The sequence below is a fragment of the Paenibacillus whitsoniae genome, assembly GCF_003955665.1.
Classification (GTDB): Bacteria; Bacillota; Bacilli; order Paenibacillales; family NBRC-103111; genus Paenibacillus_E; species Paenibacillus_E whitsoniae.
Window position 1 is genome coordinate 144,966 of record NZ_RXHU01000082.1, and the last position, 11,938, is coordinate 156,903.

General features: G+C 52.6%; 9 protein-coding genes and 1 tRNA gene. 2 read left to right on the forward strand and 8 right to left on the reverse strand.

Annotated elements, in window-relative coordinates; translation table 11 throughout:
* Positions 1 to 164 precede the first annotated feature (164 nt).
* Positions 165 to 1,115 (reverse strand): carbon-nitrogen hydrolase family protein, encoded by a 951-nt coding sequence (locus EJQ19_RS25220; RefSeq protein WP_126143994.1) that lies wholly within the window; start codon positions 1,113 to 1,115, stop codon positions 165 to 167.
* A 280-nt stretch (positions 1,116 to 1,395) separates the two neighbouring features.
* On the opposite strand from EJQ19_RS25220, the gene EJQ19_RS25225 reads away from it, so the two are divergent.
* Positions 1,396 to 2,766: an extracellular solute-binding protein gene (locus tag EJQ19_RS25225; RefSeq protein WP_126143995.1), complete on the forward strand. Its 1,371-nt coding sequence runs from the start codon at positions 1,396 to 1,398 to the stop codon at positions 2,764 to 2,766.
* A gap of 30 nt (positions 2,767 to 2,796) precedes the next feature.
* Here the strand turns inward: EJQ19_RS25225 and EJQ19_RS25230 are convergent, their stop codons facing one another.
* The 7 genes from EJQ19_RS25230 to EJQ19_RS25260 form a co-directional block, all read right to left on the reverse strand.
* Positions 2,797 to 3,504, reverse strand: a complete 708-nt coding sequence (locus EJQ19_RS25230) for a M50 family metallopeptidase (protein ID WP_126143996.1) — start codon at positions 3,502 to 3,504, stop codon at positions 2,797 to 2,799.
* A gap of 99 nt (positions 3,505 to 3,603) precedes the next feature.
* Positions 3,604 to 4,896 carry a phosphopyruvate hydratase gene (gene eno, locus EJQ19_RS25235; protein ID WP_126143997.1) on the reverse strand — a complete coding sequence of 431 codons (1,293 nt, stop codon included), beginning with the start codon at positions 4,894 to 4,896 and terminating at the stop codon, positions 3,604 to 3,606.
* 25 nt (positions 4,897 to 4,921) lie between these two features.
* On the reverse strand, positions 4,922 to 6,460 hold the full coding sequence (gene gpmI / locus EJQ19_RS25240; RefSeq protein WP_126143998.1) for a 2,3-bisphosphoglycerate-independent phosphoglycerate mutase: 1,539 nt from the start codon (positions 6,458 to 6,460) through the stop codon (positions 4,922 to 4,924).
* A gap of 1 nt (position 6,461) precedes the next feature.
* The gene (gene tpiA, locus EJQ19_RS25245; RefSeq protein WP_126143999.1) at positions 6,462 to 7,214 is read right to left on the reverse strand and encodes a triose-phosphate isomerase; all 753 of its coding nucleotides are present in this window, start codon (positions 7,212 to 7,214) and stop codon (positions 6,462 to 6,464) included.
* Positions 7,215 to 7,261: 47 nt separating this feature from the next.
* The gene (locus EJQ19_RS25250) at positions 7,262 to 8,443 is read right to left on the reverse strand and encodes a phosphoglycerate kinase (RefSeq protein ID WP_126144000.1); all 1,182 of its coding nucleotides are present in this window, start codon (positions 8,441 to 8,443) and stop codon (positions 7,262 to 7,264) included.
* A 162-nt stretch (positions 8,444 to 8,605) separates the two neighbouring features.
* A complete protein-coding gene (gene gap / locus EJQ19_RS25255; protein WP_126144001.1) occupies positions 8,606 to 9,613 on the reverse strand; it encodes a type I glyceraldehyde-3-phosphate dehydrogenase in 1,008 nt (335 codons plus the stop codon).
* 84 nt (positions 9,614 to 9,697) lie between these two features.
* Entirely contained in the window at positions 9,698 to 10,720 is a 1,023-nt protein-coding gene (locus tag EJQ19_RS25260) for a sugar-binding transcriptional regulator (RefSeq protein WP_126144002.1), read from the reverse strand.
* Between the two features lie 275 nt (positions 10,721 to 10,995).
* On the opposite strand from EJQ19_RS25260, the gene EJQ19_RS25265 reads away from it, so the two are divergent.
* Positions 10,996 to 11,067 (forward strand) — tRNA-Arg (locus EJQ19_RS25265).
* Positions 11,068 to 11,938: the final 871 nt, after the last annotated feature.

An 11,938-nucleotide genomic window follows, 5' to 3' on the forward strand; every position in this document is an offset into this window, starting at 1 on the left:
ATCAGCCTCTACGGCTCCATATAAAATAGCCAACACTACTTACCACCCGCCACTCACTACTCTATGCAGCAGGTTAGCACCAGTCACCATCAAACCCTTTAGCTACTCCATACCTTCAGACCAATACTCCCCCCGCAATCTATTACCCTTCCATGCCGCCCGCCTTACGGCTCCATGCGCCCCGGCTCGCACCGCTGCTGCGCTGCTCTCGCAAAATAATCGTCGATCTGCTCCAACTTGAACTCCGAGATCAGATCCTCCACCGTGAAATCTTCGGTTTCACTCGTGAGCAGCACCGCCCCGAGGTAGCCGGGATCGTGGATGCGGACCTTGGGTCCGTATTTTTTCTTAATAGCGGGAAAGAATTCTCCGTTATAGTCAATATGCAGCACAGCCGCATCCAGGTTGACGCGAGTGGTGATGAACGGATAGTAGTTCGTGCTTTGAGCCAGGGTTTCACCTAGCGGAGAAACAATGGTGCACGGCAGACCCGCGATTGCCCCGGCAAAATAAGCCCGGCAGCTGTACGCCCAGTACCCCTGCATCAAGCCCCCGTGATACATCGACGGGAATAGAATCAAATCCGGCCTCGCCGCTTCATACTGTCGTCGCAGCTCATTGAAGTTCAAGTCAAAGCAGATCGCCGCCGCCACTCGACCAAAATCGGTCTCAACAATCGGCGCTTCTTTGCCGTACAGAATCCCTCCCTCGGTATACTCGTCGGGGACAAGGTAGTTCTTGTTGTACACGCCGGCACTCCCGCCGTTGCGGTCGATCAACTGCACACTGTTGCGCCAGGTGCCATCCGCCATCTGCACATGCGCCGGATAGGTGATATAGCATCGGTGCCGGGCTGCGACGCCCGCCAGAAAATCGCGGAGTCTCGTGCCCCGCGCCTCGTAATACGCCATGCGCTGCGCTTTGGGGTACGTCGCCTTTGACGGGCGGTCGCACACTTCCGGCAGCACGATAATGTCCGGCTGATCGGGCAGCACCCGATCCAGCTGCCGCTGCCAGTGATTGATCATTTGCTCGACCGCCTCGTTTGGCGGAACATCTGCCTGCAACGCAAGCGGGCTCGGCCCCAGGCAGGAAATCGTGATATAGCGCGCCATGCATTTGTCCTCCTTTGGTTAATCCGTAAAATCCGTAAATTCTATACGATTGATCAACGCTTCTGGCATGGAACCCGATTCCCTGGTATACTTTAGATTATATTTTCACATCTATCCCCTGTCAATCTACAGTTTAAATCGAACTGATATTCCTTTTTTCATCTCCATATCCACGTGAACCTACTACTTGCAGCAGTAATTATAGGATCGCAGATGACGCAACCTCTTTCCTGTAGTATACTTTGATATACATAAAACGCATATTGGAGGAAGCACGCACATGAAACCAAAAAGGGCCACCTCCAGAAGTCGTCTGGAAGAAATGGTCGCTACACTGAGACAGGATATTTTGAACGGAGTGCGCGCCGAGGGGGAGTTCCTTCCGTCCGAGTTGGAGCTCGGCGATTTGTATACGCTTAGCAAGAACACGGTTCGCAAAGGTCTGGAGGTTCTGGTCAACGAGGGCTTTATTGAGAAAGTACCGCGGATCGGTGCCCGCATCATTCGCAAAACAGAGAAGCAGGGCGAGATTATCCGTTTCGGCTACTACCCCAGTCTACATCAAGAAACAGAGCTGCTAGAGTTAGTCAACCAGTTTAATGCCATGCAGAATGACATTATCGTGGAGCCGTATCCCGTCGATTTTCCGCGGGAGCGTGATGCGGTGGAGACGTATTTGCAAGAGGGCCTGTTCGACGTCATTACCGTCAACCTGTACAACTACGCGTTGATGCGGAGTGAGACACCTGAGAAAAGCTTGCTCGAACCGTTCGAGCCCGCCAAGGACATCTATCCGTTTTTGAACGCGCACTTTATGGAAAACGGTCAGCAGTACGTCCTGCCGTTCGTCTTTACGCCGGTGATGCTCTGCTATAACCGCGAGCATTTTCGCGAGCTGCAGCTAATGGAACCGGACAGCTCCTGGACGTGGGAAGATCTGAGCCGTGCCGCAACCCAGATCGCCAAGGGCAATGAGCGGTTAGGGTTCCTTTTCCACATGCTGTCGGAAAACAGATGGCCGATTTTTCTGATCCAGAACGGCGTCAAATTCGAGCGCGACGAAGACGGCAAGATCAACCTGCGCGATGTTAAAATCGCCCAAGCATTCGAACTGATCCGTAAGCTGGCGCAGGAGCATTTCCCTTATATTTCAACGGAAAACGATTCCGATGCCCTTTCGCTTTTCCTGAATCAGCGCGCATCGATGATCATGGCTTCGTATTCCAACCTGAACGAGCTGAAAAAAGCGGATTTCGCGTACGACATCGCTCCGCTTCCTCATCTGCATGATTCGCACACGATGCTCGTCGTGATCGGACTGGCCATCAACAAAACGTCGGCGCGCAAGCCGGCTGCCAAAACGTTCGTCGACTTCCTGCTCTCCTACGAGACGCAGCTTCATATCCGTCGTCATACGCTTAATCTGCCGGGCTTGCAGCGCGCAGCGGAATGGGTGGGCGAAGAGCTGCATTACCGCCCTTACCGATACCATATGTACCGCGAAATCGTGCATACGTTCAGGACGTACAAAGACTTGAACGTTTCTCCGAACGAGCTCCGCACCATCCGCCAGGAGTTGCTGTACTACGTCTCCCACCTAGATACGCTAGAAGCCGTGCTGACCCGTTTGGAGGAAAAACTGAGCCTCTAAATGAGGCCAAGCCGCGTACAAAAAAAAGACCTACTCGCGATACGATATCGCGGTAGGTCTCGATGGACGATGCGCCTCTTTCTTGCGCCCGAGGAACGCTTGCACGGCTTGCTTCGCACACCACAGCGCGAACAAGCTGAACAGCACGGCCCAGACGATGGCCGGCAAGCCCGTGTGCGCCGCCAGGTTCGTCGCATCGCCGGCCGCGCGGCTGTTCTGCGCCGCGTAGACGACGAGCGACAGTGGCCCGAACACCGACTCCTCCAGGCAGAGGAAGGCGAGCAGGAGGTAGTAGAAGTCCCGCAGCCACTTCGGCGCGAGCGCCAACGCCAGCACGGTCACGACGATGAAGCCGAGCAGGAACGATACGCCGAAGCCGTTGCGGACGAACAGCACGAGCGACAGCGCGGACAGCCCTGTCATCACCTGCAGCCCCAGTCGCTGCTTGCCTCTGGCATACGCCGAGAACAGAAACCAGGCGAACAGCGAAGCGGTCATATAGCCCGCCAGCGAAACAGGGATCAGCGCCCACGACTTTGTGAGCTGGGAGTACGTCACCCCGCTGTGATCGCGGTATAGCTCGATGTACATGACCTTGCCGCTCAGCGCCAGCGTCACTGCGGCGTGCCCGAACTCATGCACCATCGTGTCCAGGTTGCGGAAGAACGACGATGGAAGCCAATGCGTGAGGATCGCGGAGCCGATCAAAAACAGAATGGTTTTTACCCAATTACTCAAAATCATGGCCTCCCTTGCGCCAGACGACTATTCCCCATTATACGCAAAAACGGACAGGTGTAAGCCACCTGCCCGCCTTCTATTTACATACGTTGCAACTTATTTGAAGTTTCTCAAGTTGTAGAACGCTTTTTTACCAGCATATTGCGCTACGCTGAACAGCTCGTCTTCGATGCGAAGCAATTGGTTGTATTTCGCAACACGGTCCGTACGGGACGGAGCACCTGTTTTGATTTGACCAGCGTTAGTCGCAACCGCGATGTCAGCGATTGTGCTGTCTTCGCTCTCACCGGAACGGTGGGAGATAACGGCTGTGTAACCAGCGCGTTTTGCCATTTCGATCGCGTCAAATGTCTCAGTCAGTGTACCGATTTGGTTAACTTTGACCAAGATGGAGTTTGCGATGTTTTGCTCAATACCAGTGGACAGACGCTCAGTGTTCGTTACGAACAGGTCGTCGCCAACGAGTTGAACTTTGCCGCCCAATTTCTCAGTGAGCAATTTCCAACCTTCCCAGTCGTCTTCGGAGCAGCCGTCTTCAACAGTGATGATTGGGTATTTGTCAACCCAAGCAGCCAGGAAGTCAACCCACTCCGCGGATGTGAAGGATTTGCCTTCGCCTTCGAGGTGGTATTTGCCGTCTTTGAAGAACTCCGTGGACGCAACGTCCATACCCAGGAATACGTCAACGCCTGGTTTGAAGCCTGCTTTTTCGATCGCAGCCAAGATTGTAGTGATTGCTTCTTCGTTGGATGTGAAGTTAGGTGCAAAACCGCCTTCGTCGCCAACCGCTGTGTTCAGGCCTTTTTCTTTCAGTACGGATTTCAGGCTGTGGAAGATTTCAGCGCCGATGCGAAGCGCTTCTTTGAAGGAAGGAGCGCCAACCGGCAGAACCATGAACTCTTGCACGTCAACGTTGTTGTCCGCATGCGCGCCGCCATTGATGATGTTCATCATTGGAACTGGCAAAGTTTTTGCGTTGAATCCGCCAAGGTAAGTGTACAGAGGCACGTCCAGCGCGTCAGCTGCAGCGCGGGCAACGGCCATGGAAACAGCCAGGATCGCGTTAGCGCCCAGTTTGCCTTTGTTCGGCGTACCGTCAAGCGCGATCATTTTGTTGTCGATGCCGACTTGATCAAGCGCGTCCAGACCGATGATCTCAGGAGCGATGATTTCGTTTACGTTCTCAACAGCCTTCAGAACGCCTTTACCCAGGTAACGGCCTTTGTCGCCGTCGCGAAGCTCAACCGCTTCATATGCGCCTGTGGATGCGCCGGATGGCACGATCGCACGGCCAAAACCGCCGGACTCCAGGTAAACTTCAACTTCAACTGTTGGATTACCGCGGGAATCCAGTACTTCGCGTGCATAAACGTCAGAAATGATAGTCATTGTGTGAAACACTCCTTCGATAAAATTAGTGATTGATAATCGTAGCTCCGGTCATTTGCTCCGGTTGCTTAACTTGCAGCAAGTCGAGCAGGGTCGGTGCAATATCGGCCAGAATGCCGCCGTCTCTTAGTGTAACAGATTTGTCCGTCACAATAAAAGGGACTGGATTCGTCGTGTGCGCCGTATTGCGTGTACCGTCCGGATTGGTCACGATATCCGCGTTGCCATGGTCTGCTGTGATGCACACCACGCCGCCTTTTGCCAGCACCGCTTCGACGACTTTGCCTAGGCACTCGTCTGTCGCTTCGATCGCTTTCACAGTCGGCTCCAGCAAGCCGGAGTGGCCAACCATGTCCGGGTTCGCGAAGTTCAGGATGATCGTGTCGTGCTTCTCCGCCTCGATCTCCTTCACTACCGCGTCTGCCAGCTCGTACGCGCTCATTTCAGGCTGCAGGTCGTAGGTGGCGACCTTCGGCGAAGGAATGAGCAGGCGGGTCTCGCCTGGCAGCTCGTGATCACGGCCGCCGCTGAAGAAGAACGTCACGTGCGGGTACTTCTCGGTCTCTGCCGCGCGCAGCTGCTTCAAACCGTTTTGCGCGATAACCTCACCGTACGTGTTATCGAGGTCTTTCGGCTTGTAGGCCACGAAGCCGTCAACGGACTCACTGAACAGCGTCAAGCAGACGAAGTACAGGTTTTTGGCCGCTTGCGGCCCGCGATCAAAGCCGCGGAAGTCTTCGTTCGTGAAGACTTGCGACAGCTGAATGGCACGGTCAGGACGGAAGTTGAAGAAGACGACGGCGTCGCCGGACTCAACCAAGCCTACAGGCTTGCCGTCTTCGCCTACGATCACGGTCGGCATAACGAACTCGTCATAGACCGATTTCTCGTACGACTCGATGATCGCTTTCATCGGATCGGTGTACGCAGGGCCTTCGCCATAAACCATGGCGCGGTACGATTTTTCCGTACGCTCCCAGCGTTTATCGCGATCCATCGCGTAGTAGCGGCCTTGAACGGTCGCGATTTTGCCTACGCCGACTTCACTGATTTTGTTCAGCAGGCGTTCCATGTACCCTTTCGCGGAATCCGGCGCCACGTCGCGGCCGTCCAGGAAAGCGTGGATATACACATCTGCGAACTGCTCTTTTTTGCACAGATCCAGCAAAGCGAACAAATGCTCGATGTGGCTGTGCACGCCGCCGTCGGACAACAATCCGTACAAGTGAAGCTTTTTGCCGTTGTCTTTGGCATGGCGCACGGCGCTGACGATCGTTTCGTTGTCAAAAAATTCGCCGTCACGAATCGATTTGGAAATCCGCGTCAAGTCCTGATACACAACACGGCCTGCGCCGATGTTCAAGTGACCGACTTCGGAGTTGCCCATTTGGCCTTGCGGCAAACCGACCGCCTCACCGCAAGCGGTGAGGGTTGTATGTGGATAACTCGACCAGTACCGATCGTAGTTCGGCTTTTTCGCGTGAGCAACTGCGTTGCCCTGCTCTTCCGAACGAAGTCCGAAGCCGTCGAGAATGATGAGTGCTACCGGTTTCGGTCTCGTCATCTTACTTCGCCCCCTGGACGAGTTGGATGTAGGAAGCGGACTCCAGGCTCGCTCCGCCTACGAGTGCGCCGTCGATGTCAGGCTGTGCCATGTACTCGGCGATGTTGTTCGGCTTCACGCTGCCGCCGTATTGGATGCGAACCGCTGCCGCAACCGTTTCACCATAGAGACCTTTAACGAGCTCACGGATGTAGCCGATCACGTCTTGCGCGTCAGCTGCTGTCGAGGATTTACCCGTACCGATTGCCCAGATTGGCTCGTACGCGATCACGACTTTCGCCGCTTGCTCTGCGCTCAGGCCGGCAAAAGCCGCTTCCGTTTGCACTTTGCACACGTCTTTCGTTTGACCCGCTTCGCGCTCTTCCAGCTTCTCGCCTACGCACAGGATCGGTTTCAAGCCGTGTTTGAACGCTGCAGCGACTTTTTTGTTCACGATTTCGTCTGTCTCTGCGAAGTAAGCTCTGCGCTCGGAGTGACCGATGATCACATACTCTACGCCAAGATCTTTCAGCATTACACCGCTGATCTCGCCCGTGAACGCGCCGTTATCTTCAAAATGAAGGTTTTGCGCGCCAACGTGCAAATCCGTGCCTTTCACAGCTTCAACCAGCGCAGGCAGGTTTGTAAAAGGAGAACAAATGACGCTCTCTACGCCCGCTACTGTGCTGCCTTTCACTTCATTCACGAAGCTGACCGCTTCGGAAACGGTTTTGAACATTTTCCAGTTCCCCGCGATAATCGGAGTTCTACTCATGGGTCAAATCCTCCTCAAATTAAGTATCCGGTCGCCCGGCTCCATGCTTATTTATCGTTAAGTGCTACGACGCCAGGAAGCGCTTTGCCTTCCATGAATTCCAGGGATGCGCCGCCGCCAGTGGACATGTGGTCCATTTTGTCAGCCAAGTGGAATTTCTCAGTTGCCGCAGCAGAGTCGCCGCCGCCGATCACTGTGTAACCTTCTGTGTTCGCGCAAGCTTCAGCCACCGCACGCGTACCGTGGGAGAACGGCTCGATTTCGAAAACGCCCATTGGCCCGTTCCATACAACCAGCTTGGATTTTGCAATCACGTCAGCGTAAAGTTCACGCGTTTTCGGACCGATGTCGATGCCTTCCCAGCCAGCCGGAATGCCGTCGATGCCCACGATTTGTGTGTTCGCATCCGCGCCGAATTTGTCAGCAACTACGATGTCGACCGGAATCAGGAAGTTTACGCCTTTTTCTTTGGCTTTCTCGATGAAGCTGAGCACCAGATCAAGCTTGGACTCATCCAGCAAGGATTTTCCGATTTCGTAGCCTTGCGCTTTCAGGAATGTATAGGACAGACCGCCGCCGATCAGGACGTTGTCTGCAATGTTCAGAAGGTTTTCGATGACAGCAATTTTGTCTTTCACTTTGGAGCCGCCGACGATCGCTGTGAAAGGACGCGCAGGGTTGTTCAATGCTTTTCCAAGAACGTCCAGTTCTTTCTCCATCAAAAGACCGGACACCGCCGGAATGTAAGCCGCAATCCCCGCTGTGGAAGCGTGCGCACGGTGAGCCGCGCCGAATGCGTCATTCACGAACAGATCAGCCAAGCTTGCAAAAGCTTTTGCCAATTCCGGATCGTTCTTCTCTTCGCCTGCGTTGAAACGAACGTTTTCAAGCAAAAGCACATCGCCATTCTGAAGCGCATCGACTTGCGCTTTCACGATTTCACCAACGGATTCATTCGCTTTGATCACATTTTGACCGAGTAATTCAGCCAATTTTGCGGCAACCGGTGTTAAACGAAGCTCTTCAACCACTTGACCGTTTGGACGACCAAAATGCGCAGCAAGAATAACTTTTGCCCCTTTCTCGACCAAGTACTTGATCGTTGGCAGCGTTTCTCTGATGCGTGTGTCGTCAGTGATCTGACCGTTCTCTACAGGCACGTTGAAATCAACGCGGACAAAAACTCGTTTACCAGCAACTTCTACATCACGTACACTTTTCTTATTCATCGTCAAAAGCCTCCTAAAAGTTTTCGTCAGAAAACTGACTTCGTAAGCACAAGCTCCCGAACGTGTATGGTTTCTCCGGTCTATCGGATATAGCGAAAATCACACATAAAGAGGAGAATCGCTTCTCCCCTTCATGTGGCTCTATCGTGTCTAGCTATGCAATTACAGGCCTTTGCTTGCGATGAATGCAGTCAAGTCTACAACGCGGTTGGAGTAGCCCCACTCGTTGTCGTACCAGGAAACGACTTTCAGCATGTTGTCGCCAACAACCATTGTGGACAACGCGTCAATTGTGGAGGAAGCTGGGTCACCGTTGTAGTCGCTGGATACAAGCGGCTCAGCGGAGTAGTTCAAGATGCCTTTCAGAGGGCCTTCAGCAGCAGCCTTCAGAGCAGCGTTAACTTCGTCAACCGTTACGTTAACTTTTGTTTCTACAACCAGATCCGTTACGGAAACGTTAGGTGTAGGAACGCGCATTGCCATACCGTTCAATTTGCCTTTCAGTTCAGGCAATACCAGACCAATTGCTTTTGCTGCGCCAGTGCTGGAAGGAATGATGTTCTCAGCTGCTGCGCGAGCGCGGCGAAGGTCTTTATGAGGAACGTCCAGAACGGATTGGTCGTTTGTGTAGGAGTGAACAGTTGTCATCATCCCTTTAACGATTCCGAATTGGTCGTTGATTACTTTTGCAAATGGAGCCAAGCAGTTAGTTGTACAGGAAGCATTGGAGATCACTGTGTGAGCTGCTGGATCGTATTTGTCTTCGTTCACGCCAAGCACGATTGTGATATCTTCATCTGTAGCTGGAGCGGAGATGATAACTTTCTTAGCGCCGCCTTTCAAGTGAAGAGCCGCTTTTTCTTTCGCTGTGAAAATACCTGTGGATTCAACAACGATTTCAGCGCCTACAGATGCCCAAGGCAGGTTTCCAGGGTCACGCTCAGCAAATACTTTAACGGAAACACCGTTTACGATCAGTTCGCCTTCGCCAGCTTCAACTGTAGCGTTAAGTTTACCGTGAGTTGTGTCGTATTTCAGCAAGTGAGCAAGCGTCTTAACATCTGTCAAATCATTTACTGCTACGATTTGTACATCTGGGTTGTTCAGAGCTGCGCGGAATACGTTACGACCAATACGACCAAAACCGTTAATACCTACTTTTACTGCCATCGTCAATTCCTCCTAAAAGTACATGATTAATTATATTTCAAAACGCAGCCCGGTAAGGCATACGTTATGATGTCTCATTTTCACTCAGGCATGCTTCATAATTTCCTGGGCAGCCGCTTCGTCCGTGACCAGCACATCTTCCTGACCGTGCTTCAGTACCGCCGCGATGGCTTCGCCCTTGCTTCTCCCGCCAGCAACACCGATCACGACCTCAATGCGCTGCAGATCCTCCAGTTTAAGTCCCACCGTAGGCATCTTGTGAACCACATTCCCTTGCCGGTCAAAATAGTACCCTAACGCTTCCGCCAATGCGCCATCGGCTCTGAGGCTGCCTGTCGTCTCATCATCCACCTTGCGGCGGCGTGCCATGACCATAGCATCTCCGATCCCGTGCACAACAATGCGACAACTGCGTACCGCGCTCACAACTTCCTGAATCTGCGGATCCTGCATCAGCGTCTGATACGCTTCTTCGCCAAGATGGTCAGGCACATGCAAAAGCCTGTATTTCCCGCCCGTCTTCTTCGCCATGATCGAAGCGATCGTGTTCGCCTGCATATCTACGCTTTCACCAAGCCCTCCGCGCGCTGGTACGAACCAGCTGCCTTTCATGGAGGACGATGTCACCAGGTTATTGGCGATTTGCGCCAGCGTCGATCCACCCGTCACCGCGATGATGTCATCTTTAGCGACATACTTCTTCAATGCTGCGGCTCCCGCGCGTCCCAGTTCTTTTTTCGTGAATTCCGAAGTGTCGGAATCACCGGGAACGATAATGACCTGCGAGATGCCGTACGCCTTCGCAATCGCTTCTTCCAGATCTGTGAGGCCAAAAGCCATCTTAATGATCGGCTGCATATCCTCGAGCAGCTTCCTGCCCGTTTCGCTGATCTTCATGCCAGTAGGATCGGATTCGAGGAGACCAAGTTCCTTAAGGAACTCGACTTCGCCGCGAAGCACCCTCTCTGTCATATCGAGCGAGGACGCTAACGACCTGCGACCGACAACACCGGATACAAGAATGTGCTGCAGAATGGAGTAACGCTTCTTCATGATGTCCATGACATCAGGCATGAGCTGTTTTTGAATGTCAAGAATTTCTCTCATATGACGACCGTCAACACTCCTGCTCCTATGATGGACGTTTTGTGTCCCGCGTATACATTTTGTGTCCCACCCGGGTGAAAAAAAAGGCGTCTAGCAAGTTGTTTCAATTTCGTGAAAACTTTCTGACTTCTTACAGAGTTTATTATAACCAATTCTTCGGCAACATTCAAGATTTGTTCAAACAAAAAGATGAATTTAGGCTGTAAGGGCTTTCCTTCTTGCTTTTTCTGCGCGCCTGTCATATAATAACCCTTGCTTCGCTTTTTTGTGAACATGCGCCCGTGGTCCAATGGATATGACGTAGGCCTCCGAAGCCTGAGATAAAGGTTCGATTCCTTTCGGGCGCGTAACAGAATGAGTTGTAAGGAAAGCCCGCCGATTCGGCGGGCTTTTTTATTTATCTGGCTGGATCGCGTGGGCCACCAGTTTGCCAGGGATTGCTGCTAGTCCGTTGCTCCAGTTCAACATCCGCCTCGCGCACGATCCCCTTCGTTCAGTGCAGCTCCAGATACTCCGATTGCCAACTAACCCCCCCTCATTGTTCATTCACCCGCTTACAGCTTCGGCAACGATCCCCTTGGCTCAGGGGAGCAACTCAGGTACTTCAATGCCCTAACAAGCTATAGGTATTCACTCACACCTTCAACCATTGTCCTTTTTACTTAGATCGTCGTGGGCCCCCTATCTCATTCATTCTACCTTACGCTATGCAGCCCCTTTGAACATCGCCCCCTGGATTTTTGCACAATCAGCTGTAAAACTTACATGTAAATTTCCGAGTTCCCCCTAAATCTGAAATAGAAGTTGCAATAACGACATCAAAATCCGCTTCGCTCCTGCTTAATCCCCTACTATTTAGACGAAGTAGATTATCTTGCTGTACCAAATACAGGTAAACCTCCCTAAAAGAGCTCTTTTTGCAAAATTAGCTGTACGTTTTACAGGTCGCCCGTCACTGAAGGATCGCCACACTCGCGGTCTCCCTGAGCAACAGGGATAGTTGCCAAAGCGTGGCGGCGGCAGCATCATTCATCTTCCTCAGCGCACTCTACCTACTCCTGAGCGATAGGGATAATGGCCAAAGCCAAAGCAAAGCCACAGCCCCCAACCCTTCCCTCCCCACCAGCATTCATCTTTGTTTGACCTTTGTTTGACCTTTCTTGACCTTAAGACGTTTTTTCGTTATCATACTTGTAGATCTGTCTCTTATACACATCT

Coding starts and splice junctions, on each gene's coding strand:
- eno (WP_126143997.1), bottom strand. CDS start 4,896: ATGACTATCATTTCTGACGTTTATGCACGCGAAGTACTGGATTCCCGC.
- gap (WP_126144001.1), bottom strand. CDS start 9,613: ATGGCAGTAAAAGTAGGTATTAACGGTTTTGGTCGTATTGGTCGTAAC.
- EJQ19_RS25220 (WP_126143994.1), bottom strand. CDS start 1,115: ATGGCGCGCTATATCACGATTTCCTGCCTGGGGCCGAGCCCGCTTGCG.
- EJQ19_RS25225 (WP_126143995.1), top strand. CDS start 1,396: ATGAAACCAAAAAGGGCCACCTCCAGAAGTCGTCTGGAAGAAATGGTC.
- EJQ19_RS25250 (WP_126144000.1), bottom strand. CDS start 8,443: ATGAATAAGAAAAGTGTACGTGATGTAGAAGTTGCTGGTAAACGAGTT.
- gpmI (WP_126143998.1), bottom strand. CDS start 6,460: ATGACGAGACCGAAACCGGTAGCACTCATCATTCTCGACGGCTTCGGA.
- EJQ19_RS25260 (WP_126144002.1), bottom strand. CDS start 10,720: ATGAGAGAAATTCTTGACATTCAAAAACAGCTCATGCCTGATGTCATG.
- tpiA (WP_126143999.1), bottom strand. CDS start 7,214: ATGAGTAGAACTCCGATTATCGCGGGGAACTGGAAAATGTTCAAAACC.